This window comes from Paenibacillus sanfengchensis (genome assembly GCF_036864765.1).
GTDB lineage: Bacteria > Bacillota > Bacilli > Paenibacillales > Paenibacillaceae > Fontibacillus > Fontibacillus sanfengchensis.
In genome coordinates, this window is sequence record NZ_JBAGJC010000003.1 from 205,276 (window position 1) to 230,909 (window position 25,634).

At 54.1% G+C, this 25,634-nt stretch carries 15 protein-coding genes and 2 pseudogenes; 7 read left to right on the top strand and 10 right to left on the bottom strand.

What is annotated here, in order from left to right; genetic code table 11:
* Positions 1–42: 42 nt before the first annotated feature.
* Positions 43–750 (bottom strand): tRNA (guanosine(46)-N7)-methyltransferase TrmB, encoded by a 708-nt coding sequence (gene trmB, locus V4U84_RS07200; RefSeq protein ID WP_334073786.1) that lies wholly within the window; start codon positions 748–750, stop codon positions 43–45.
* A 383-nt stretch (positions 751–1,133) separates the two neighbouring features.
* Between trmB and mnmL the strand changes: the two genes are divergently transcribed.
* The 4 genes from mnmL to V4U84_RS07220 are packed head-to-tail and all read left to right on the top strand — an operon-like array spanning position 1,134 to position 4,031.
* Positions 1,134–2,084, top strand: a complete 951-nt coding sequence (gene mnmL, locus V4U84_RS07205) for a tRNA modification radical SAM protein MnmL/YtqA (protein WP_334073785.1) — start codon at positions 1,134–1,136, stop codon at positions 2,082–2,084.
* Between the two features lie 2 nt (positions 2,085–2,086).
* Complete coding sequence (gene mnmM / locus V4U84_RS07210) at positions 2,087–2,698, top strand: tRNA 5-(aminomethyl)-2-thiouridylate-methyltransferase MnmM (RefSeq protein WP_334073784.1); 612 nt, start codon at positions 2,087–2,089, stop codon at positions 2,696–2,698.
* On the top strand, positions 2,688–3,083 hold the full coding sequence (locus V4U84_RS07215; RefSeq protein WP_334073783.1) for a VOC family protein: 396 nt from the start codon (positions 2,688–2,690) through the stop codon (positions 3,081–3,083). Before mnmM ends, V4U84_RS07215 begins: the two co-directional genes overlap by 11 nt.
* Before the next feature lie 15 nt (positions 3,084–3,098).
* Positions 3,099–4,031 (top strand): alpha/beta hydrolase, encoded by a 933-nt coding sequence (locus V4U84_RS07220; RefSeq protein WP_334073782.1) that lies wholly within the window; start codon positions 3,099–3,101, stop codon positions 4,029–4,031.
* Between the two features lie 951 nt (positions 4,032–4,982).
* Here V4U84_RS07220 and V4U84_RS07225 read toward each other — a convergent pair.
* The 8 genes from V4U84_RS07225 to recQ form a co-directional block, all read right to left on the bottom strand.
* Positions 4,983–10,496, bottom strand: a complete 5,514-nt coding sequence (locus V4U84_RS07225) for a HAMP domain-containing protein (RefSeq protein ID WP_334073781.1) — start codon at positions 10,494–10,496, stop codon at positions 4,983–4,985.
* A gap of 190 nt (positions 10,497–10,686) precedes the next feature.
* Complete coding sequence (locus V4U84_RS07230) at positions 10,687–10,812, bottom strand: YjcZ family sporulation protein (protein ID WP_334073780.1); 126 nt, start codon at positions 10,810–10,812, stop codon at positions 10,687–10,689.
* A 105-nt stretch (positions 10,813–10,917) separates the two neighbouring features.
* Positions 10,918–12,867, bottom strand: a complete 1,950-nt coding sequence (locus V4U84_RS07235; RefSeq protein ID WP_334073779.1) for an ABC transporter permease — start codon at positions 12,865–12,867, stop codon at positions 10,918–10,920.
* On the bottom strand, positions 12,842–13,612 hold the full coding sequence (locus tag V4U84_RS07240) for an ABC transporter ATP-binding protein (protein ID WP_334073778.1): 771 nt from the start codon (positions 13,610–13,612) through the stop codon (positions 12,842–12,844). Before V4U84_RS07240 ends, V4U84_RS07235 begins: the two co-directional genes overlap by 26 nt.
* A 188-nt stretch (positions 13,613–13,800) precedes the next feature.
* Positions 13,801–14,802: a sensor histidine kinase gene (locus tag V4U84_RS07245; RefSeq protein WP_334073777.1), complete on the bottom strand. Its 1,002-nt coding sequence runs from the start codon at positions 14,800–14,802 to the stop codon at positions 13,801–13,803.
* The gene (locus V4U84_RS07250) at positions 14,799–15,500 is read right to left on the bottom strand and encodes a response regulator transcription factor (protein WP_334073776.1); all 702 of its coding nucleotides are present in this window, start codon (positions 15,498–15,500) and stop codon (positions 14,799–14,801) included. Before V4U84_RS07250 ends, V4U84_RS07245 begins: the two co-directional genes overlap by 4 nt.
* 22 nt (positions 15,501–15,522) lie before the next feature.
* Entirely contained in the window at positions 15,523–17,292 is a 1,770-nt protein-coding gene (locus tag V4U84_RS07255; RefSeq protein ID WP_334073775.1) for a B12-binding domain-containing radical SAM protein, read from the bottom strand.
* Positions 17,293–17,303: 11 nt separating this feature from the next.
* Complete coding sequence (recQ, locus tag V4U84_RS07260; protein WP_334073774.1) at positions 17,304–19,145, bottom strand: DNA helicase RecQ; 1,842 nt, start codon at positions 19,143–19,145, stop codon at positions 17,304–17,306.
* 1,384 nt (positions 19,146–20,529) lie between these two features.
* Between recQ and rlmD the strand changes: the two genes are divergently transcribed.
* From rlmD to V4U84_RS07275, 3 genes and pseudogenes are all read left to right on the top strand, one after another.
* Positions 20,530–22,059 carry a 23S rRNA (uracil(1939)-C(5))-methyltransferase RlmD gene (gene rlmD, locus V4U84_RS07265; RefSeq protein ID WP_334073773.1) on the top strand — a complete coding sequence of 510 codons (1,530 nt, stop codon included), beginning with the start codon at positions 20,530–20,532 and terminating at the stop codon, positions 22,057–22,059.
* 214 nt (positions 22,060–22,273) lie between these two features.
* A pseudogene (locus V4U84_RS07270) lies at positions 22,274–22,763 on the top strand (hypothetical protein).
* 408 nt (positions 22,764–23,171) lie between these two features.
* Positions 23,172–24,587 (top strand): annotated as a pseudogene (locus V4U84_RS07275) (aldehyde dehydrogenase); the annotation flags it as partial.
* On the opposite strand, the gene V4U84_RS07280 reads toward V4U84_RS07275, so the two are convergent.
* Positions 24,568–25,512 (bottom strand): patatin-like phospholipase family protein, encoded by a 945-nt coding sequence (locus tag V4U84_RS07280; protein ID WP_416367218.1) that lies wholly within the window; start codon positions 25,510–25,512, stop codon positions 24,568–24,570. The pseudogene V4U84_RS07275 and the gene V4U84_RS07280 overlap by 20 nt on opposite strands.
* Positions 25,513–25,634: the final 122 nt, after the last annotated feature.

The window sequence follows — 25,634 nt, forward strand, 5'->3', positions numbered from 1 at the left end:
AAAGGCCTCCGGATCATCCGGAGGCCTTTTGGTGGCCGGCGACTAAAACTCGTCCATTTTATGCTCGTGGTACCGGCGCAAAGCCGCTTCCCCAACCTTCACTTCGCAGCGGTAAATCGGCATGCCTTGTCCCACAAACTTGCTTTCGTATTCGGTCATCACATGCTCCTCGTTAATCCCTTCCCCGTGCAGGTTGAGCGATATGTTGCTCAACTGCAGCCCGCAAGCCGCAAAAGCATTGAGCGAAAATTGAAACAGCTCCCGGGAATCGGTCTTGAAGTGGATTTCCCCCTCTTCATTCAGCAAAGAGCGGTATTTCTCCAGAAAGCGCGGATGGGTCAACCTGCGCCGGGCATGCTTTTTCTTCGGCCACGGATCGCTGAAATTCAAATAAATCCGCGAGACCTCGCCCGGTGCAAAAAACTCCTCTATCGATTCTATGTTGCCGAGGGCCAGTCTGGCATTGTCCGGATTTACCACGTTCTCCCCGCTCCAGATGTTCCGCACTTTCTCGCTGGCCCTGCGGATCAATTCATCATACATATCCATGCCCACAAAGTTGCAATCCGGATGCTTGAAGCTCATCCCGCTGACGAATTGTCCTTTGCCCATGCCCAACTCAATATGAAGTGGCCGGTCACCGCCAAACAACTGCGACCATTTTCCTTTATGTTCCCGGGGATTTAGAATCACCAGATCCTGCTGCTGCTCCAGATTCTCCCGGATGCCCTTTCTGCCGCGTAAACGCATCTCATTCCTCCGCCTTTATGTTTTGCCTAAGCTTCATAACCATTACTGAAATATTGTGCCGAAGATCAACCTAAAAGTAAAGCGATTATAACGGCACCCGATAAAAAAGTGAAAAAGGAATCCGGCGCCGCCGGGGAGACGGTTCGCGGATTCCTTCTTCGATATATTTTGGAATTGGGGTCCAAACGTAGTTTAGGTACAATTAAAATAACATAATCTGTAATTCATCGCAAGAAAACAAGGCGGTCCAGATGCCTTTTTTTCGTAATTTTTGATACAATGATCCAAGGGAAGCCGCTAAATTCAAGGATTTTGAGCTTTGAACAGCAGAAAAACATATTTTTTTGACAACTTCATGACTTTATAGGATTAAAGGAGCAAAGATGATTAATACCCCATTAACGACCCCGAAGCTTTGGGGCGACAAACGATTTCATACCTGGAACACCGAGATGCGCGAACAGTTCGGAGACAAGGTTTTTAAAGTCATGCTGGATGCCGGGTTCACCTGCCCGAACCGTGACGGGTCGATCGCCAAAGGCGGCTGCACATTTTGCAGCGCGCGCGGGTCGGGCGATTTTGCCGGAAGCCGGCGGGATGACCTGGTGACCCAATTCAACACCATTCGGGACCGCCAGCATCTGAAATGGCCGAACGCCCGTTATATCGGTTATTTTCAGGCCTATACGAACACGTATGCCCCGGTTGAGGAACTGAGGGAATACTACGAAGCGGTTCTGGAGCAGCCGGGAGTCGTGGGCCTGTCGATCGCAACGCGTCCCGACTGTTTGCCTGACGATGTAATCGATTATTTGGCCGAATTGAACGAACGCACCTATTTGTGGGTGGAGATGGGCCTGCAGAGTATTCACGAATCCACGTCCGAATTGATTAATCGAGCGCACGATACGAAATGCTATCTGGACGCCGTGGAAAAGCTCCGCAAGCGGAACATTCGGGTCTGTACGCATATTATTTACGGGCTGCCGCAGGAAACCCACGAAATGATGCTTGAGACCGGACGCGCCGTGGCGAATATGGACGTCCAGGGCATCAAAATTCACCTGCTTCATCTGATGCGCAAAACGCCGATGGTCAAACAATACGAAGCCGGGCTGCTGCGCTTTTTGGAAAAGGACGAGTATATCAAGCTTATCGTCGATACGCTCGAATTTTTGCCTCCCGGAATGGTCGTGCACCGTCTGACCGGCGACGCTCCGCGCGATTTGCTGATCGGACCGATGTGGAGCCTGAAAAAATGGGAGGTCCTTAATGGGATCGACGATGAACTGAAACGCCGGGACACCTGGCAGGGGAAATACTGGAGGGGATAAAAATGGGTTTTCTCTCGGTGCTTAGCTTTGCGCACAAGCTTGTGGGAGAGCGGCTGCAGCCCGGCGATGCCGCCGTGGACGCCACGGCCGGGACGGGGGCGGATACGCTGTTCCTCGCCAGGGCTTGCGGCCCGCGCGGCCAGGTATTCGCCTTCGATATCCAGGCCGAAGCCCTGTCCCTGACGCAAGCCAGGCTGCACAAGGAAGAGCCGGCCTTGCTTCCCGCAGTGACCTTGCTGCGGCAAAGCCATGCGGAGATGGAGGAGGCGCTCCCTCGAGGCATCCAGGGCAAGCTGGGAGCGGTCATGTTCAATTTAGGCTACCTACCCGCCGCGGGGGCGAATCCGTCCCTCATCACGCAGACGAGCAGTACTTTACAAGCGCTGGATGCCGCGCTCCGGCTGCTGCGGCCGCGGGGCATTCTGACCGCTGTGCTCTATCCGGGACATGCGGGCGGCGATGAGGAAGCGATGGCGGTGGAATCCTGGGCATCCGCCCTGCCCCAAGCGGCGGGGCAGGCGGTCATTTACCGGCAGTTGCAGAAGCCGGCCGCTCCCTACCTGATCGCCGTCGAAAAAAAACAAGAAAAAGAGGGGTTTTCCGATGTCAGTTAAAAAAATCGAGCATGTCGGAATCCGGGTTACGGCCCTGGAAGATTCCGTCGAATTTTATGTCCGTGTGATCGGCCTCAGACATCTGCACACCATCGGCGAGGTAGGAGAACCGTTGCGGCTCGCCTTTCTGACCTTCCCCGGGCAGGAATCCGTCGAGTTGGAGCTGATTTACATCCGTGGCGGCGAAGAACTTCCGCGGGAAGGCAGAGTACACCATGTCGCCTTTACGGTGACGAACATTGAAGAGGAATACGCCCGGATTTCGAACCTTGGCTTATCCGGACTTGATGAGGAAATCCGCTCTCTGCCTAATGGCAGCCGGTTTTTCTTTTTCAATGGACCGGACGGGGAACGAATCGAGTTTTTTGAGCCATCACTCCATTGAAGGAAGTGCTTCCCGATGCAACAGCAAACCTTTACATTCGGCAATGACGCGGGCCACCAGGTATTCGTCTACCGCTGGTCCCCCGCTCCCTCCGTTCCGCTGCGGGGCGTCCTGCAAATCGCTCACGGCATGAGCGAGACGGCGGAGCGGTATCGCCGGTTTGCCGAGGCGCTAACCCTGGCGGGCTTTGACGTATATGCCAATGACCACAGGGGACACGGGCGTACGGCCGCAACCCCGGAGCAGCTTGGTTGGCCGGGACCGGATGGGCTGAACGGCATGGTCCGGGACATGATCGAGCTCGGCAAACGCGCAAAGAGCGATCATCCCGGCCTCCCGCTGTTTCTGATGGGGCACAGCATGGGCTCTTTTTTGACGCAAAAGACGATGTACACCGCCCCGGAACGATACAAGGGCTTCATCCTCTCGGGAACCAACGGCCCGCGGGGGCTGCTCTCCTTCGGTCAGCAACTGGCCCGTTGGCAGGCGGCCATTCAGGGACCGGAGCACCCGAGCTTGCTTCTCAACGCGCTCTCGTTCGGCAGCTTCAATCGCGGCTTCCTGCCCATGCGCACGCCGTTCGATTGGCTTTCCCGCGACGAGCACGAGGTGGACCGGTTCATCGAGAATCCGCTGTGCGGGTTCATCTGCAGCACCGGATTCTTTCAAGGGTTATTCGGATTGCTTCGCGAAATACACCGGCCGGAGCTGATTTTTAAGATTCCCAAGGACAAACCCATTTACGTGTTCGGAGGAGACTGCGACCCGGTCGGCTTGAACGGGAAGGGCGTAAACCGCTTGATCACTTTGTACAAGAAACTGGGGATCGAGGACCTCGAGGTCAAACTGTATCCGGAAGGCCGGCACGAAATGCTCAACGAAACCAACCGGGACGAGGTGACCAAGGAGGCCATCGCTTGGCTGGAGCGTCACTTGACATCGGCCTAGCCGACTCACTCGCAAATCGACCGAGTTCTCCGTAGCCGTGCGACAAATAAAGGGATTTCTCTCTCTTATTTGTCGCATTGTTTGTGTGCGATGGCGTACCAACTGGATTTTCTCCGGCTAATCTTGGCCAAAAAGAGGGTTCACCCCCATAACGGCTTAAATTAACCGGAGGATCTCCAGATAAACTTGCGACATGTGCTTTTACGGCCGGATTAGCGGGAGAGTTTTCCGATACTGTCACTAGCGTTGCATTAAACCTACATGGTGCTACCCATGATGAGACTTTTTCGCTGACTTAAGAGATGGTGGCAAGCTGGATCTGGCCCCCGCAAATTCCCTAGCCAAGCCCGCCAGCATTAGCGGCCTTTTGGACCGCTATTTCAGCCCAATTTGGCTCCGCGGGAACAATAGCGGTCAAAAAAGCCTTATTGCCTTGGTGCAGACCCCGAAATAGGGTTTGGCCCGGTTTTTTCTAAAAATAAGGTCCTAAACGTCCGCTATCTCATACCGCCCCGCCAAATTCGACAAAATTGCGCCGTTTAAGGCTCTTATTATTTGCCCTCCTTCGAAGAGGAGATGGCCGCTGGAAAATTTGCCCGTGATTCAACTGCTTTATGCAACGCTAGTGGGATAATGTGTTCCCCAAACCCGCTAGTCAGCCCCCTCCCGGTCCAACTCCCCCCTCATCATCATGCGAAAATTCCTGCAAATCTGCAGGCTTTTTTCCCGATTTGGACCGCAATTCATAAATACCTGCAAATCTGCAGGTATTTCGGGCAACAAACGCCCGTTTCTCAAAAACCACAAGAAATTCCTGCACATTTGCATCCTTTTCGCCTTTGTCTATGAGAATGGCGGAAATTCCTGCACTTTTGCGTCTTTTTGCCTGGAGCCAAAGCCACTAAAAAAGCTGTCCCGTTCGTCTTCACAAGACAAACGGGACAGCTCCCCTTATTCCTCTTCCGCTTCGTGCTCCGCGGCGCCATTCTCCGCCTGCGGCCGGTCCAGCCAACTGCGGATCATCGATAGCAGTTGGGCGCTGTTCACCGGCTTCGTGATATAGTCGGATGCCCCCGCCTCCAGGCAGGCCTCCCGGTCCCCGCTCATCGCCTTGGCCGTCAGCGCGATAATCGGCAGGTCCCGGAACTCCGGCTTCTGACGAATGGCCCGCGTCGTTTCGTAGCCGTCCATAATCGGCATCATAATGTCCATCAGGACGATCTCGATCGAAGGGGTATTCTCCAGGATCTGAATGGCCTCCTGTCCATTCTCCGCCGGAATCACCTTCATATTGTGCCGTTCCAGAATCGTGGTCAGCGCAAAAATATTCCGGATATCGTCATCGACGACAAGGACCTGCTTCGACTTGATCATCTCGTCCGATTCATGCAGCTTCACCAGCGTTTGCCGCGATTCGTCCGGCAGGTTCTCCGCCTTCCGGTGCAGGAACAAACTGGTTTCGTCCATCATTTGCACCGGAGTCTTGACCTCCTTGATCACGGAGGATTTCATCAGATCCTCGAGCTGGTTTTCCTGCTCCGGCGTCCACTTCCGCTGCCGGTTCAGGATGATCGGCACGGCTTTGTTTTGCATATTTTTGTGAATATCGTAAATCAGACCGAAGACATCCGTGCCGCCCAAATCGTTGTCGATCAAGATGACGTCAAACTTCTTCGCTCTCAACTGATTGAGCGCCTTGCGGCCCGTATCGCAAGCCACGATTTCAAGGTCACCGTTATCCAGCAGTTCCACCGACTCCGTTCGGCGCGCCTCGTCGCTCATGACGATCAACAGCCGGTGTGTCTCCCGGTTTGAAAAATCCCGCAGTTGGTCCAGCTTCGACTCCAGCACTTCGTTGGAAACCGGCTTGCGGATATATTCGAAGACGCCTTTTTGCCGCAGCTCGATTTCATCATCCTCTACCGTAATGACGCAAATCGGGATATGACGTACGCTGAGGTCGTTTTTCAACTGATCGATAATAAGCCAGCCATCCATATCCTTTAACCGCAAATCCAGCGTAATCGCGTCCGGGCGATATTTCTGGGCAAGCTCCAAGGCACCGGTGCCCCGGGTCGTGACGATCCCCTTGATCCCTTTTTTACGCAGAACGTCCAGGAGAATTTCATTGAACTTCACGTCGTCTTCCACGATTAAAAAGACGGAATCTCCCGGCTGAATCGAATCGCGGTCATCCTCGATCACCCGCTCTTCCTTCGGCGCGCCGGCCCGCTTCGGTTCCCGCGGCGTGACGTCGATCACCTCAGGGACATAACGTGCGGCCGGAAGCGGCTCCGAAACGGTCTCGGCGTCTTCTTCGGGATCATGGCCCGGAATGTCCGTATACAGCGGCAGGTACAGATTAAAGACACTGCCCTTGTCAACGACGCTGTAGAGCGTAATTTCACCGCCGAGCAAAGCCGCGATCTCGCGGGAGATCGCCAGGCCCAAGCCGGTTCCTCCGTATTCCCGGCTCGTGCTGCCGTCGGCCTGCTGAAACGCCTCAAAAATAATCGCCTGCTTGTCGACCGGAATGCCGATTCCCGTATCGCTGACCGAGAAGCAGATGACTTCCTTCGCCCGGTTCAGTTTCTCGTTTCCGGCACTCCAGCCTTCCTCGGCCTTACGGACATCCAGCAGAACCTGGCCTTTTTCCGTAAATTTGAAGGCGTTGGAGAGCAGATTCTTCAGGACTTGCAGCAGCCGTTTCGAATCCGTCACCAGGCTGTCCGGGATATTCCGCTCCAGCTTGATCGCGAAGTCCAGCTGTTTCTGTTCCGCGATATGGCGGAAGGTGCGCTCCATGCTAACCTTAATTTCCTTCAGCTTGATTTCGTTATAATCGGCGGTTACCGTGCCCGACTCGATCTTTGACAGGTCGAGAATATCATTGATAAGCTCCAGCAGCTCCGTCCCGGCATCCTGGATCGTCTGGGCGAATTTCACCTGATACTCCGTCAGGTTCCGGTCCGGATTTTCCGCCAGCTGTTCGGCCAGCAGCAGCAGCGAGTTCAGCGGCGTACGCAGTTCGTGGGACATATTGGCCAAAAACTCGGATTTGTAGCGGGAGGTTAAAGCCAACTGCTCCGCCTTCTCCTCCAGCACGCGTCTCGCAATTTCGACCTCGTTGTTTTTGCTTTCGACCTCCGCCTTTTGCAGCACGAGCAGCCGGGCTTTTTCCTCCAGCTCCTCATTCGTTTCCTGCAGTTCCAACTGCTGATTCTGCAGCTCTTCGGTCAAGGATTGGGATTGCATCAGCAGTTCTTCGGTCCGGCGGTTCGCCTGCATCGTGTTGATCACGATCCCGATCGACTCCGTAAGCTGGTCAAGGAAGTCGAGATCGATCGCGGTAAACCGGCGGAAGCTGGCGAGTTCCAGGACCGCAAGCACCTGATCCTCAAAAATAATCGGGAGCAGCACGATATTCAGCGGAGCCGCCTCGCCGAGACCCGACGAGATCACGACGTAATCCTCAGGCACATTCGTCAGCAGGATACGCTGCTTCTCGATCAGGCACTGGCCGACAAGTCCTTCGCCCGCCTTGAATTGATTGGACAAATGCTTCCGCTGCTGATAGGCGTAACTGGCGAACAATACCAGAGTCGATTCGCCGCCGATCTGCTCATTGATGTACATGACCCCGTGCTGCATAGAAACCAGCGGCCCCAGCTCCGACAAAATCATGCGGGAGACCGCGTACAAATCCCGCTGACCCTGGAGCAGCCGGGAGAATTTGGCCAGATTGGTTTTCAGCCAATCCTGTTCCGTGTTGATCCGGGTCGTTTCTTTCAGATTGCGGATCATTTCATTCACATTGTCCTTCAGCACGGCGACCTCGCCGGCTGCGGCGACATCGATGCTGCGGGACAGATCGCCCTCGGTCACCGCGGTGGCGACGGTGGTGATGGCGCGGACCTGCGACGTCAGCGTGCTCGCCATGTAGTTAACGTTATCCGTCAAATCCCGCCACGTACCGGCCGCTCCGGGAACGTTCGCCTGTCCGCCGAGCTTGCCTTCCGCGCCAACCTCGCGGGCCACGGTGGTGACCTGATCGGCGAAGGTCGCCAGCGTATCGATCATGTTGTTGATCGTGTCCGTCAATTCCGCGATTTCGCCCTTGGCTTCCACCGTCAGCTTCTTCTCCAGGTTCCCGTTCGCGACCGCCGTGACGACCTTCGCGATGCCGCGAACCTGGTCCGTCAAGTTGGCGGCCATGATATTTACGTTGTCGGTCAGATCCTTCCAGATCCCGCCGACGCCGTTCACCTGGGCCTGTCCACCGAGCTTGCCGTCGGTGCCGACCTCGCGGGCCACCCGCGTGACTTCGGAGGCGAAGGAGTTCAGTTGATCCACCATCGTGTTGATCGTGTTCTTAAGTTCCAGCAGCTCGCCCTTGACGTCGACGGTGATCTTTTTCGACAAATCGCCATTGGCGACCGCCGTCGTGACTCCGGCAATGTTGCGCATCTGGATCGTCAGATTGCTGGTCATCGTATTGACCGTATCGGTCAGGTCCTTCCAGGTGCCGGACACGTCCTTCACGTCCGCCTGCGCCCCGAGCTTCCCTTCCGTACCGACCTCGCGGGCGACGCGCGTCACCTCGGAAGCGAACAGGCTGAGCTGATCCACCATCGTGTTCATGGTGTTCTTCAGCTCCAAAATCTCGCCCTTCGCATCGACCGTGATCTTCTTCGACAAATCGCCTTTCGCGACGGCGGTGGTTACCTCCGCGATGCCGCGCACCTGGTCGGTCAGATTGCGCGCCATATTGTTGACGCCCTCGGTCAAATCCTTCCACGTGCCGCCGACGCCCTTCACCTCGGCTTGCCCGCCGAGCCGACCTTCGGTGCCGACCTCCAGCGCCACGCGCGTGACTTCGGAAGCAAAGGTTGAGAGTTGGTCCACCATCGTGTTGATCGTGTTCTTCAGCTCGAGAATTTCCCCTTGTACGTCGGCGGTGATCTTCTTGGAGAGGTCCCCGTTGGCGACCGCCGTCGTGACGACGGCGATGTTCCGCACCTGGTTCGTCAAGTTGGAGGCCATATAGTTGACGCTTTCCGTCAAATCGCGCCAGGTTCCGGCCACGCCGCGAACCTGGGCCTGTCCGCCCAGAATCCCGAGCGTCCCCACCTCGCGGGCCACCCGTGTGACCTCGGAGGCGAACGTCGACAGTTGATCCACCATTGTATTGATCGTATTTTTCAGCTCCAAAATTTCGCCCTTCGCATTGACCGTAATATGCTTGGACAAGTCGCCTTTGGCAACCGCGGTCGTGACATCCGCGATATTCCGCACCTGATTCGTCAGATTGGAAGCCATGTAATTGACGCTTTCCGTCAAATCCCGCCAAGTTCCGGCCACCCCGGTTACTTCGGCCTGCCCGCCGAGGATCCCCTCTGTGCCGACCTCGAGCGCCACGCGCGTGACCTCGGACGCAAAGGTCGAAAGTTGGTCCACCATCGTGTTGATCGTATTTTTCAACTCCAGAATCTCGCCCTGAACGTTGGCCGTAATCTTCTTCGAGAGATCTCCGTTGGCGACCGCCGTCGTGACGACGGCGATGTTGCGGACCTGATCGGTCAGGTTCGAGGCCATGTCGTTGACGCTTTCGGTCAAATCCTTCCACGTGCCCGAGACGCCCTTCACCTCGGCCTGACCGCCGAGTTTGCCTTCAGTTCCGACCTCCCGGGCCACCCGCGTGACCTCGGAAGCAAACATCGAAAGCTGATCCACCATCGTATTGATCGTGTTCTTCAGCTCCAGAATTTCGCCCTTCGCGTTGACCGTAATCTGTTTCGTCAAATCGCCATTGGCGACCGCGGTCGTAACCGCGGCAATATTGCGGACCTGGTCGGTCAGATTCGCGGCCATATTGTTAACGCTGTCAGTAAGGTCCTTCCATGTGCCCGAAACGCCCTTCACATCGGCCTGACCCCCCAGCTTCCCATCGGTTCCGACCTCGCGGGCGACCCGGGTCACCTCCGAAGCGAAAGTACTGAGCTGGTTAACCATTGTGTTGATATTGCTGGCCATCCGCAAATACTCGCCGGTTAACGGTCTGCCCTCAAACTCGACTTCGACCTTCTGCGTCAAATCCCCTTGGGCCACCGCATTGATCACCCGGGCGACTTCCGTCGTGGGCTGGACGAGATCGCTGACCAGACCGTTCAACGACTCGACAATTACTTCCCAGCCGCCGCCGGTGTTCTTATGATTAAATCTTCTGGATAATTTGCCTTCCTTGCCGACGACCTGGGCAACCGTCCGAATTTCCCCGGCAAGACTCTCCTGCATGTCCATAATCTCGTTAAAGGTGTCCGCTACTTTTCCGGCGATGCCGGTTTTGTCGTAAGGCATCCGGAAGGAAAAGTCACCCTTTTTCATGGCTACCAATGCATTCAGCAGTTCACCCGCATCGATCCCGTCCTGGGACGGCGGGGACTGCTGCTGATCCTGATTCGACATTTTCGATCCTCTCCCGATTTGTTATATATAGACATATATGTACAACCTATGACAAAATCTTAACCTTTAATTATATTACTATGCAAATCAATCCGATGTCATTAACCGTAAAGTCATGCGGCACAAAGACCCAGAAACAGGCAAATCCCGCCCTGCCTGCAGGCAAAGCGGGATTTTTAATCTTATCTTATCAAATGAAAGCTCTGGATACGATCACAAGCAGGATGAACAACACCAAAATCGTACCGGTAGATGTAAAAATGCTGCCCGGATATCCTCCGCCGTATCCTCCGTCTTTACAGTCAACACCGCTCACAGGGATTCCTCCTTTGGTTTAGAGTACACCCCTATATTATTCGGGATCCCGACGCTTGACTGGGCCTCTACGCCAAGTTGGGCACAAGCCCCGGCCTTTCAAAAACTAAACCATCACACGTTTCAATTGAACCATGTACCGGGACCTGACCACGGCATAATAAAGGGCTTGAACCGCCAGGAAAGCGCCGGTGGCCGTCAGAACCGGCAGGGTGACTTGTCCTAAATTAAAGGCGCTGCCGAGCAGCGAAAGGACAACCATCGTCTGTATGCCCGAAATCAGAATCGGCACAAAAAACAGCAGGGCGATCTGCAAGCCGGACGCGAATTTCATTTCGCCGTCGGCCAACCCGATTTTTGAAAGGGAATGATACATGCGGCGGTCCTGATTCAGCTCGCTGTACAGCTTAAAGTACAGGAAGCTGGCCGACGAGATGGAAAAGATGGCCGCGATAAACACGCCGACGAAACTGAACATGGACAACCCCTGTTTGGTGTTCGCGTACATGTCGCCCCGGGCGGACAGATAGTTTTCCGTCTCTCCGTCATCCAGCCTTCCCCTGTTCTCCGCCACAAAGCGGACCGTCGTAACGACTTCCTGGTCCTGCAAGGAAGGTTCGCCCTGGCGATCCCAGGCTTTAATTAAAAAGCGAACTTCAGAGGAGATCCACCTGATCTGATCCTCTGGAATTCGGTGCTTTATTTTATCATAATCCGCATCATTCACCACAATCAGCGATTTGCCGCCGCCTGCGCCAAACAGCCGCTCCGGCCGTTCCTCCATGATCGTAAAGGTATGGGAGAGCGGCGATTCCAGTGAAAATGCCTTCCCTTGATGCCCCAGAAGATCTTCCGGAGGATCCTCCACCGAATACAACAGCACCCCTTGGTCTTGCGGCACCTCCTGAAGCGGCGTGGCGCCGGCTCTTTCAGCCAACTTATTGTAATTCGTCAGGGAAGCAAGTTCCACGTACAGCCTGTCACTAGAAATATAAGATTGAATGGTCTCCGTGCGGAAAGTTTCATAGGCGATTCCCTCTTTTTCCAGTTCACCTTCTACCCATTTCAGGTCTTTTTCCAGGTCGGATTCGTTATACACGCTAATAGTCATGGCAAAGGGGTCCCCGGCATACAACTTCGCTATTTGGGCATTGACCGACAAAATCATCCCCACGCTCATACAGGCCAAGGAAGTGGCAATCGTGACCATGAACAGCATCCTCGCGTTATCCTTCAGCTTATAGGCCATTTCCGAAACCCAGATGAGATTCGTGCCCCGCCACAGCATTCGCTTGCTTCTCTTGGCCGCCTTTAACAGAAACACAACGACTTGCGTATAGAAAAAATAAGTCCCCCCGATTCCCGCCGCCGCAGCGAGCAGTACCTCCTTCTCGCCGATTTTGGCCCCGCGCCGCAACAGCATTACGGCAACCGCGAGCAGGACGATGCCCAGAAGCACGAGCACCCAGGAAGTCTTCGGCTCTTTTTTCGGTTTACTGCTGCCGGTCAGAAGCTCAAGCACGCGATTTTTACGGATAAACAATAGTGTAAACACCGATAAAAACAGAAACAGCAGCATAAACGCCACCGTCGTAAAGATCATAGCCCTCCAAGGCAAATAAAAGGGAAGTCCTTTCCCCCCCGTCACGGCAGCCCCCAGCAGCAGAAACAGCTTGGATAGCAGCATGCCGCTGGCCAGCCCGGCAAGGATGGACAACAGGCCGATCATCATATTCTCCAGAAATATCAGCCGGTTGATCGTCCCCGTGGTAGCGCCGAGGATCGTCAAAATGCCGAATTCCTTGCTTCGGGCCTTCAAAAAGCTGCTGATCGAGTACAGAACAAACAAAAACGAGAAAATGAAAATGATATATTCGGCGGCCTGCATACCGACGCGCGTCATCCTTCCCATTTCCGAACCGGTAATACCGGGGTGGAAGATGAACATCGCATAAGTGAAAAAAATCATCACCATAAAGGCGCTGCTCAAAAAATAAGCGATATAGGCCCGCGCATTCCGCCTTACGTTGTTAAACGCGAATTGAAGAAAGCTCATGGGCGTTCCCTCCCAAAAAGGACAGCATTTCAATAATTTTCTGGAAGAAAGCCTGCCTGCTGTCCCCCCGATGGATTTCGCTCGACAGCATCCCGTCCTTGATGAACACCACCCGGTCACAGTAGCTCGCGGCCAGCGGGTCATGGCTGACCAGCATCATGGTTGTTCCCTCGCTCCGGTTGATGCTCTCCAGCATTTCCATCACGACCCGCGAGGCATTGGAATCGAGCGAGCCCGTCGGTTCGTCCGCCAGCAGCAGGGAAGGTCCCGGAATCATCGCCCGGGCGATAGCGGCCCGCTGCCGCTGGCCTCCGGAAATCTCGTAAATTCTTTTGCCGAGAATATCCCGAATCCCCAGCTTGTCCGCGATCGACTCCAGCTGTTTTTCCATTTTCCGCAGCGGTCTCCGATCCAGCGTCAACGGCAAAACGATATTTTCCGCAACCGTCAACGTATCCAGCAGATTAAAATCCTGAAACACGAATCCCAGCTCCCTGCGCCGGAAAGCGGCAAGCTCCTTTCTTTTTAAGGAAAACGGATTTTTGCCGTTAATCAGCACCTCACCCGTGCTTGGCGCGTCGATCGTCGAAACCAGATTTAACAACGTGGTTTTCCCGCTGCCGGAAGGACCCATAATCCCGACAAATTCCCCTTGCTCAATCGTCAAATGGATGTCGTGCAGGGCACGCGTCACGATTTTTCCCGGATATACCTTGCCGAGACCCCGTACCTTCAACAAATCCATATTAATTCTCCTCCTTCGCTCCCACCAGCCGGCACAGGCCGGCGGAATTCCATGGTGCCATGATTATACTTTAGCCAATCCCAAGAAATCGGGCCAGCGATTTATCTTAAGCCTGTCTTAACGATTTGTAAGGTTATGTTCGCCCAAAAAAAAAGATGCCCCGTTTTCTCAACGGCAGCATCCGACAACTACAACTTCCGGTCCGCAGTAAAAATCATTCTGACTGTAGTCCCATCACCCCGAGATGATTCCAATTCCACTTTGTGGTCCAAACGCCGGCAAACCTCCCGGACGAGATAAAGCCCCATTCCGGTGGATTCCCGGTACTGCCTCCCTTGTTCTCCCGTAAAATAAGGGTCAAAAACGCGGCGGATATCCTCCTTCCGGATACCCACGCCGTAATCGGTAATTTCAAGCATGATTTTCTTGGCCAACCGCGTTGCGGTAAACTCCACCTTGTTCCCTTTGCCGGCCGAATAATTCACGGCATTAATCGCTATCTGGCCCAGAATAAATTCCAGCCATTTTTCATCGGAAAACACATGGACGTCTTCGTCGATCTCGATAACCGGGTAGACTCCCTTCCGAATAAACAGCCTCCGATGGGCCGCTACGGTGCGGTTTACGACCTCCCTCAGAGAGACGCGGTCCACGCGAAAATCGCTTTCGAACCGTTCCAGCCGGGACGTGTACAGCGCCATTTCCAAACCTCGGCGCAGCCGGTCCAGCTCTTCCTGGATACTTTCGATGACATGTTCGGGCAGCGCTTCTTTTTCGTTTTCCAACGTCAGTTGAATGACGGATAAGGGTGTCTTCATCTGATGAACCCAACGGTTGGTAAACGCCGTGTTGGTCTCCATTTGGCTGCGGTATCGGTATAATTCCTCCTGAAACAACCTGTACCCGGACTCCATCCGGAAATCAAACGCAAGGGCCAGCGGCGTTTCGCCGGAAGGCTCCATGAGTTCTTCCAGTCGCTCGGGCGGCTTCGTCAGCTTGCGGTAAACCTCACGCCGGCTGAAATAATGGTAACCCAAGTACAACAGAAGAAAAGTGACGCTGAGCAGCAGCGCATACAGCGCGATATCCGGCTCCCGGCTTCCGGCCAGCCAGTACAGTAAGGGAACCAGAAAAATTTGCGGCACCAAAAAGAGCAGGAGCGGGAGCTGTTCCTTCCAGAAAAGTCTCATGCTTCTCCCGCCGCAGAAGGCAGCAGCCTATATCCCGCTCCCCTGACCGTCTCGACGGCATCCTCCATCCCCAGCTCTTTCAACTTCTTCCGGATACGGGTCACATACACGTTCAGCGTATTGTCATCGATAAAATGATGGTCCTGCCACATCAGATCGAGCAGTTTCTCCCGGGTGACGACGCGGCCGACCCGCTGCATCAGCGCTTCAAGCAGCACCGCTTCCTTTTGGGTAAGCACCGTCGACCGTTCTCCCCGCATCACCGTAAACCGCTCAGGGTACAGCAGGAGTCCGGCGCCGCCCACGGTTCGCTCCTCCTGCTTCGCGGCATAAGTGCCGTAAGCCCTCCGCAGGTGGCTGCGGATTTTGGCCATGACCACCTCGTAAGAGAAAGGTTTGGTGATGTAGTCATCCGCCCCGTTCTCAAGCGCCATGATCTGGTCCATCCCGCTGTCCCGGGCGGAAATAAACAGAATCGGGCAGGTCGAGACGGCGCGGATCTGTCGGCACCAATAAAATCCGTCGAAGTTCGGCAGATTCACGTCGAGCATAACCAGATCCGCCCCGCTTTCCGTAAAGCGTTCCAGCACCCGGCTGAAATCGGAAACCTGCTCCGCGCGATACCCGTACTTCTCAATTTGAGAGGAGAGCATCGCGGTGATCTTCGGATCGTCCTCCACGATCAAAATGGTAAACATAGGTTTAAGACTCCTTTCCTCGTCAGACCGGAGACGACTGGAACGGTGCGATGTAATACCGCGGCTTATCCGGCGCGGGCTCTTGCTGGTAGACCACGATCAGCAAGGAACCGCCCCGCTCCGCCGCGGAAGACTCCGGCCCGTCCAGTACGGCCCGCAGCGAGAAAGGCAGCTCGTCCACGACCGCGTTCTTCTGAAGCTCCCTTTCGCTGAATCCGTGCGCGGCAAACGAGGCGGAAACGTCCTGCGGACGCTCTGCCAGCTGTTTAAATATCGCGTTCCTGCGCTCCTTATTCAGCCGGTCCTCCCACCAAATTTTTCGCGGCTTGTATTTGTGACCCAAATAATAATCCAGCTTCATCAGGCCCAGGACGATGTCCGGTTCCTTCATGCCGCGGCAGCTTAAAAATTCGTGCAGACGCGTGAACAAATCCTCCAGTTGATGGCCAATGCGCTGCCACCCCCGGCTTTCCCAGAAGTCGCCGAATTCCTGGAAGAAATCGAACGGGGAGTCGAACTCCGAAGTGATCAGGTATTCTACCGTATGGTCCATCCGGTGATCGTTCCAATATTTCTCCAGCACATCCTCCAACCGCTTTAACCGGACGACGTCGGTAAACGGCAAAATGTCGTTGCCCAATATTTCATATGGCGCATGGTCCATATAGATATAGTTATACTTGGCGGCATCGTTACGCAGGCCGGTTCCGCGCAGCATTTTCAGGAAGCCGAGCTGGAGTTCTTCCGGCCGCATGGCAAAAACGTCGTTAAACGTTTTGCGGAAGGTCGCATAATCCTCTTCCGGAAGGCCGGCGATCAGATCAAGATGCTGGTCGATTTTGCCGCTTTCTTTGATCTTCGTCACCGTCCGCTTCAACTTGGTGAAGTTCTGGCGGCGCTTAACCAACTCGTTTGTAGGGTCGTTCGTTGATTGGACGCCGATCTCAAAACGGAAAATTCCCGGCGGGGCGTGCTCCGCCAAATAATCCAGCACTTCCGGCCGCATAATGTCCGCCGTGATCTCAAATTGAAACACACAGCCGCCATGGTTATGAATAAGAAACTCGAACATTTCCATGGCGTAGCTGCGGTTGATATTAAAGGTACGATCCAGAAACTTGATCGTCTTCGCTCCGTGGGAAATCAAATACAAAATATCCGACTTCACCCGCTCGATATCATAATATCGGACACCCACCTCGATGCTGGACAGGCAAAACTGACAGCTGAACGGGCAGCCCCGGCTGGTCTCGAAATAAACGATCCGTTTGCCCAAATGCGGGATATCCTCTGGGAACCGGTGAGGCGACGGCAGCGTATTCAGGTCGGATTTCGGCCGCGGCGGATTGAGACGGATCTCCCCGTCCTTCCGGTAAGCCGCCCCGAACACGAAATGAAACTTTCGGTCCCCCGCAAGCTCCTCCAGGAGATGATGGAACGTCTCCTCACCGTCGCCCATAACGATAAAATCAACGCTCGGGATTCGCTGCATCCAATATTCCGTATCATAGGACACCTCCGGCCCGCCGAGCACGATCGCGGCATCCGGCAGCACTTTGCGGAGCAGTTCCACCACCTTGATCGTCTCTTCGATGTTCCAAATATAGCAGGAGAACCCTACCACATCCGGCCGTTTCTGATATAAATCCGAGACGATGTTCAGCACCGGATCCTTGATGGTGTACTCGGCCAGGTCGATGTCGAACCGGTTCCCGCTGTATGCCTTCAGGAGCCGGATCGCCATCGAGGTGTGAATATACTTGGCGTTTAACGTAGCTAGGATGACTTTCATCGCTCACAACCCTATTCCATATTTTGAAAAAATTCCAGAAACGGCGCGCCGTATTTACGAAACTTCACTTCACCGACGCCCTTGATTTTCAGCATCTCCGCTTCCCGTGTCGGGCAAACGAGGCTCATTTCGCGCAGGGTCGCGTCATTAAAAATAATGTAGGAAGGCACCCGTTCCTTCTCCGCCAAATCCCGGCGGATCAGACGCAGCTGCTCGAAAACCGTCTCGTTGACGGCCGACGGGCCATCGTCGTAACCGGTACCGCGGCGGCGGGATCCGCCTGTCTTTTGGCCGTTCACCGCAGCCGGTTCCGGCGCGCGCATCATCACTTGGTGCTGCCCGCGGAGCACGTCGGCCGCCAGGGGCTGAAGCCGGACCACGGGGTACTGCCCTTCCGACAGCGCCAAATACCCCTCGGCGATGAACAGGTTGATCAGCTCGGAGATCTCCCGCTCCGTTTTGCGGCGCATCATGCCGTAGGTGGGCAATTTGTCAAACCCGTACTGCAGTACCTTTTTGTTCTGCGAACCTTTCAGCACCGACGACACGAGCGAGACGCCGAACCGCTCCCGCATCCGGTGGATGCAGGAGAAGACGATCTGCGCATCCACCGTCAGATCGACCAGCTCGCGCTCGTCCCGGCAGGAGCTGCAGATCCCGCAGGGCTTACGGTCATGGACTTCGCCAAAGTAATCGAGCATGGCAAAGCGCAGACAGCTGGTGGAATAGCAGTACTCCACCATCTGCTGAAGCTTGCGGTACTCGTTGCGTTTTCGGTCCTCGTCCTGCGGATTCTGCTCGATCAAAAACTTCTGCGTCATAATGTCCTGCGGACTAAACAGCAGAATGCACTCGCTCGGCTCGCCGTCCCGGCCGGCGCGGCCCGCTTCCTGGACATAAGCCTCCATGTTCTTCGGCATATTGTAATGAATGACCCACCGGACATTCGACTTGTCGATTCCCATGCCGAAGGCGTTGGTGGCGACCATGACCCGGATGTCGTCGTAGAGGAACGCCTCCTGGCTCTCCTCCCGTTCCCGGTCGGACAGGCCGGCGTGGTAGCGCCCGGCGGGAACGCCGTTCTCCCGCAGACGATTGTACAATTCGTCGACCTCCTTGCGGGTCGCCGCGTAAATGATGCCGGGCTGGTGCCCGTGGGTCTCCGCGTAATTCATAATGAATTCGCGCTTGTTCTCGCCGCGCAGCACCGACATGGCCAGATTGTCGCGGCCGAGCCCCGTCACGAACACGGACGGCTGGTCCAGCTTCAGCAGCCGGATCATATCGTCCATGACCTCTGGGGTCGCGGTCGCCGTGAAAGCGGCGAGAATCGGCCGCCGCGGCAGGCCGTTCACAAAAGGCGACACTGCGAGGTAGCTCGTCCGGAAGTCGTGGCCCCACTGCGAAACGCAGTGCGCCTCGTCAACGGCGACGCAGGAAATGGTCAGGGCGCTCATTTCCTCGCGGAACCAATCGAGCTCGAGCCGTTCCGGCGCCACGTACAACAGCTTCAACTCGCCGCGTTTGGCCGCGCGGATGCGGTCGTTCACCTCTTTGCCGGAAAGGGAACTGTTAATATAAGCGGCCGGGATCCCCATCGTTACCAGCGCGTCCACCTGATCCTTCATCAACGAAATGAGCGGAGACACCACCAGAGTCAGCCCCGGAAGCATCAACGCGGGGATCTGATAACAGATCGATTTCCCGCCCCCGGTCGGCATGATTCCCAGCGTATCGGACCCTTCCAGCACGCTGGCGACGATCTTTCGCTGTCCTTCGCGGAAATCGGGGTACCCGTAATATTTTTGCAGCAGTTGCTGCGCTTGTTCCAAACGTGAGGTTTGCGTATTCATAAAAATATACTCCTTGTATCCCTATAAAAAGGACAAATGTCTTCTATAGTTCAGTTTACCGGGCCGAGCTGCAATGGGCAACACACAAGCGAGCATCTGGCCTGGTAGTCCTTTACATCATACGCTCCGTTCCAGTCCATACTTACCATTATAACCCCATGCGCAAAAAAAGGGGGCGAGGTGGGCCCGCGGCAACCCGGGCGGGCAGGAGGAGCGCTGAAATCTAACGGTCGTAGTAGCCGCTATTTAACGAAAAAGCGGCTATGCCGCACTAGCGTTGCATTAACCCGCGAGGTCTAACGGCTGTAGCAGCCTCCCTTTGAAGCAGGGCATGTGAATAAGAGCCTTTTGCGCCTTATGCGGCGCTATTTTGGCGAATTAGGGTGGTCGGGGGGGGGAAATAGCCGACTTTTAGGCAATGACGTTGCATCAAACCTTCCTTGATGCTGCCCATTTGGGGCCATTCCGCCGCTTCGGCAAGCAACATGTCGAGCTTAGATCGTCGTCTCCCCCTCTAAACCATGCTAACGGTCGCCACAGCCGTTATTTGCCCTGTTTGCGCTGAATCCAAATTCTAACGGCTGCCACGGCCCCTATTTCATATAAGTATGGCTGTTTTGGTCGAAATGAAGGTAAATAACGGTCTACACGACCGTTAGAATCCCAATACTTGATTCAATCGCAACATAACGGCTCTCACGGCCGTTAGACTTCCTAACTGCATCAAGCTCCGTTGTAATGATGTGTCAGGGTTAATGCAATGCTAGTGCCTTTTGCGCCGCTATTTTGTCGAATTCGGCTCATCGGTTGGGAATAGCGGCCTTTTAAGGCACTATTGTTGGGAAAAAGCGTGCCAAGCCCTGATTTCGGAGGCCGCACCGCCCAATAAGGCCCTTTTTGACTGCTATGATTCCCGCGGAAATGAACCGGGCCGAAATAACGCCCCAAAAGACCGGACCGCTAATGCGAGCGACCAAGGGACATGAGAGGGCGCAGCTCCCGTCCGGGGCAGAAGGATTCAGCTCGCTGCCACACTGTTACTTAAGGAGGCGCATGCACCATGTCAGGTTTAATGCAACGCTAGTGGCTATGCCGAATTCTAACGGTCGCGAGTGCCGTTATTGGCGTGGATCGAGGCTAAAACGGCCATATATTTAGAAAATAAGGGCCATGGCAACCGTCACAATTTGAAATTGGCGTTTGGGGAGGATTTAGCGGCTGTAACGACCGTTAGCTAAGTTTTGGGGGTGCGGGGCGACGATCGTCTTGGATTCAACGCACGGATCAATAGCGTGGGCCTCACGCCTGATTGCTTGTACTCAACCCGGATCTCCGTGGTATAGTATAGTCGGATCAAAATAACGGATGGAGAAGCGTCTATTATATGAAAAATCAAAATCAAAAAAAAGGTCCTTCCAGGGACGAAAAGACATTTAAACATACAAAGAAACCCGGCTCCAAGGGGCCTGGTTCGGGAAAAGCGGGCTCCCGCGGCGCACAAGGCGATCACGGCCAAAAGCCGGGCCCCCGGGTGGCGAACCGGGAGTCCGCGGAGGAGCTCCGCGCCGGCGACCGGATCGTCGTCACCGTCAAACGGCTGGGCATCAACGGTGAAGGCGTCGGGTATTACCGGCGGAAAGCGGTATTCATCGAGGGCGCCCTGCCGGATGAGGTGATCAAGGCCGAAGTAACCCGGGTGGAGCCGAAGTTCATCACCGCCCAAGTCCGGGAGATCGAAAAGCGTTCCCCCTACCGTACAGATGCCCCTTGCCCGGTGTTCGGCATTTGCGGCGGCTGCCAGATTCAGCATCTCTCTTATGAAGGGCAGCTCAAGGGCAAAGAAGATCTCGTCCGCGAGGCTTTTTCGCGGTATGCGGGGATGGAGCAGGTGAAGATGAAGCCGATCCTCGGCATGGACCATCCGTGGGGATACCGCAACAAAGCCCAACTGCAGCTGGGGATGCAGGAGGAAGGCATGATCGCGGGGCTGTATGCCATGGATTCGCACCGCCTGATCGACATTACCGGCTGTCCGATTCAGCATCCGAAGGTCAACGAAGCGGTCGACCGGACGCGGAACGTACTGCAGCGGCTGAACATCCCGGTCTACCGGGAAAAAGGCGGCCAAGGCCTGGTGCGGACCCTCGTCGTCCGCTGGGGCTTCCAGTCCGGCCAGCTGCAGGTCACGCTGGTGACCGTAAGCGACAAGCTGCCGCAGCGCGAGCAGCTAATCAAGGAGCTCCGGCTGGCCATGCCGGAGCTGACCAGCATTGCGATGAACGTCAACCCGAAGAACACGTCGCTCGTGTTCGGCAACAAAACGTTCATCCTCTGGGGCGAGGACCATATCCAGGAATCGCTCGGCGACCTGGATTTCACTTTGTCGCCCCGCGCGTTCTTCCAGCTGAACCCGTTGCAGACGGTGAAGCTGTACGAGTCGGTGCGCGCGGCGGCCGGACTGACCGGCCGCGAGACCGTCGTCGACGCCTACTGCGGCACCGGTACGATCGGCCTCTGGCTCGCCCCGTACGCGCGCGAGGTGCGCGGGATCGAAGCCATCCCCGAGGCCGTCGCGGACGCCAAGGCGAACGCCGAACGGAACGGGCGCGATAACGTGGCCTTCTACGAAGGCCAGGCGGAAGAGCTTCTTCCGCGCTGGGTGAAGGCCGGCTTCTCGCCCGACATCATCGTCGCCGACCCGCCGCGCACCGGTCTCGATCCGCGCTTTCTCGAGGCCGTGCTCCGCACGAAGCCGAAGCGTTTCGTGTATGTCTCCTGCAATCCGTCCACGCTGGCCAAGGATTGCAAGGTGCTGACGGATGGCGGCTACAGGATCGAATGGGTGCAGCCGGTGGATATGTTTCCGCAGACGAGCCATGTGGAATCTGTGGCTTTACTGGTGAGAGAAGTGTAAGCCCCAAATAAACCCATGTTATTCATAATAAACTCGTGCTAAAAATTGTATAAATACGTGATAAAATCCGGGAATGGATAAATGGGAAAACCCGAGCCATCAAGCCGTTCCCCTGTTTTTGTATCAAGACATTATCAAGACATTATTAAGACTATAGCAAAGTTTTGATAGACAACTACCTATGGAAGATGACACCTCAATAATTGGAGGATATATGTTAAAAGAAAATATTTTAATAGATGATATTCCTGCTATTTTGTGGGGAAACGACAGCACGGAAATATTTATTGCTGTACATGGCAATATGTCTTCAAAATCAGATATTCCGATTCGTATTCTAGCCGAAAAAGTTGTTCCATTGGGCTATCAAGTGCTCAGTTTTGATTTGCCTGAACACGGCGAGAAAAAATAGTTCTAAGCTTTGTAAAGTGCAAAACTGCGTTTCTGAAATATCTACACCTATTGGTCAAATCCTATATTGGGATTATTACCAGTATGTTATCAAAAATCCAATTATAAAATGGGATTTTCCAACTTCAATTTTATATGGAAAAAAAGACGAACTGTGTGAGTATGATGTCTTATCCACATTTATCACAAAATTTAATTGCAATCTTGCTGTTTCAAATGCTTCCGAGCATTATTTTCACACAGAAGAAGATTTGACTATTTATGAAAAATGGCTCGAAAAGAATATCTTTTGATAAGAGCACGCTTAGATAGTAGATAATCTGAAATCAAGTTTTTTATCAGCCGCCCCGAAAGTGAGCAAATGCCATTCCTTTGGACAGTTAAATCGGAGATTGAGAAGTTCGACACCAAACCTAGCGTCACCACAACCCGAATCTAAGACTTTCTTTCCTGAAACATCACCAAGGAGTTCCCATATTACAGGCTTCTCCAAAGTATCATTTGCGTTCTCTTGTCCTTCCCACCGCTCCATATAATTTTCAAAGTTGTTGTCGTTATCTTAAAATTCAGAACCGTAGTAACTCATGTTACCTAACTATGCACGCTTTGCGTTACTATAATAGATGGGATTGCTTTGCAGGAACCGGTAATCTTGTTATAAAGACTGCTGAACGCCTTGGAACGGAACTGTCTCTAGACCAACTAACAAAAGGAGAAGTAAGGGAATGAATCACTGGACATCGGAGCGGGTTGATGAAATCCTGCGGGAACACCGTGAAAAATTTAACTCCGGGTACACCCGGAGCGTGAACTTCCGGCTGGAGCAGCTTGGGAAGTTGGCGGATGCGATCCGACGGAATGAGCAACAGTTACTGTCTGCGTTGTATCAAGATTTGCACAAAAGTGAATTTGAAGCCTATTCAACCGAAATCGGCTATACGCTGGACAGCATCCGATATATGATAAAACACTTGAAAACGTGGATGAAGCCGCGAAAAGTCAAAACACCGTTCTATCATGTCTTTTCGAAAAGCTATATTTATAAGGAACCCTATGGGACTGTTCTGATCATCGGCCCTTTTAATTATCCGTTCCAATTGCTGATCGAGCCTCTTATCGGTGCCATTGCCGCGGGGAATAGCGTAATCCTGAAGCCTTCCGAGAATACTCCCGCCGTTGCCGCCGCCGTCAAGAAGCTGATCCGCGAAACTTTCGATGAGACCTACATTCGTGTGATTGAGGGAGAAAAGGAAACCACCTCGGCGCTGATTCACGCTCCCTTCGACTACATCTTTTTCACCGGAAGCGTACCCGTCGGAAAAATCGTTATGCAGGCCGCGGCCCAAAACCTCGTTCCCGTCACGCTAGAGCTAGGGGGAAAAAGCCCTGTCATTGTGGACCAGACCGCGAACATCGAAATCGCGGCCAACCGGATTATTTGGGGGAAGATGATGAACGCGGGTCAAACGTGTATCGCCCCGGATTATGTTCTTGCGCATGAGGATATTCAAGAGCAATTAATTGAAAAGATGACAGCTGCCCTTACCCATTTTTTTGGACCGGATGCCAGACAAAGCAGGGACTACGGCCGAATCGTGAATGAACGCCAATTTGACAGATTAGCCTCCATCCTGGAAACAGATCAAGCGAACATTCGATTTGGCGGCGGGAAGTCCCGGGAGGAGCTTTACATCGAGCCAACGTTGCTTGCCGCGACTTCCTGGTCGGACGCGGCCATGTTGGATGAAATTTTCGGCCCGATCTTACCGATTATGGGCTTCCGGCAGTTGGAACAAGCGATCGAGACGGTAAACAGCCGTCCCAAACCGTTAGCGCTGTACTTGTTTACCGAACGGCAGCACGTCGAAGAAGAAGTGCTTCACCGCGTATCTTTCGGCGGAGGTTGTGTGAATGATACGATCAGCCACGTTGCCAATCACCACCTGCCCTTTGGAGGAGTAGGCCACGCCGGGATTGGCGCATACCATGGGAAATACAGTTTCGACCTGTTCTCCCATACCAAAAGTGTTATGAGCAAGAGCACAAAACTGAATATAAACTTCTTATTTCCTCCATATGGAGACAAGGTAAAGTGGGTCAGGAAAATTTTGCGGTAGGCCCGGATTCCTTTTCTCTAAACTTTCGCTTGTATGCTGCAAAATCCCATTTTTTCAGAAATTGCTCTGCCGCTACCCTGCCTGATACAAGCAAAGTTTCTTTGTCTTCTTCCGATAGATCAAATTCCGTGGTTGTGACCGACCCGGTTGGAATAAACACGCTCCGTTCCTCCGAATGTTCATCGACATGCCGTTGATCATGGGCTTGCAGCATCGTTTTGAATACGCCTTTAAACAAGCTGAGCGGCCCTTTGATATCCCTCTCATGCGCATAGGTTCGTTTCGCCGATAACCGGAACCCGAACGTAGGCCATCTGGGGATTCCGGCCACATCAAACAACCAGATGGGATAGTTGCTAAGCAGACCGCCATCCAGCATGTAATACGGCTTTTTATAGAGCGGCGTCTTCCAGAGATAGGGTTGGAAAAAGAACGGTAACGTTGTGCTCATCCGAACTGCCGACGCAATGGAAAACCGGGATGGCGATAGCCCGTAGTCAGGCAAATCGTCCGGGAATACCACCATTTTGCCGTTGCTGATATTGGAAGCGATGATGGATAATTTTCCGGGCGGCAAATCCCCGAAGTACTTGATTCCCTTATCTTCCAGCCATTTTTCCATAACCCCTTCCAGCACATGATTGCTGTAGACCCCCGACTTCGTGATCAAAGGGACGGTTTTATTAAAAAACGGCAGCCTATTCATCCAGGAGCGTCCAAGAAGTTGGTTGTAATCCAGCGAACTCATAAGCTTCTTGATTTCCGAACTGTGGTAACCGCACGCCAGCAGCGCCGCGACAATGGATCCCGCGGATGTTCCGGCGAGCCTTTTCCAATTGTATCCTTGGGATTCCATGACCTCTATAGCGCCTACAAAAGCGATTCCCTTAACTCCCCCGCCTTCAAACACTGCGTCCGCTTCCAAATACAGCACCCTCCTTGGGATTGTAATGTTCCGATTATTGTTATTATTGTGCTGGTTTATGTAAAATATATCGGGGCGCGGACAAGTATCACCAGCGTGGTGACTTACCATATGTTTATTCG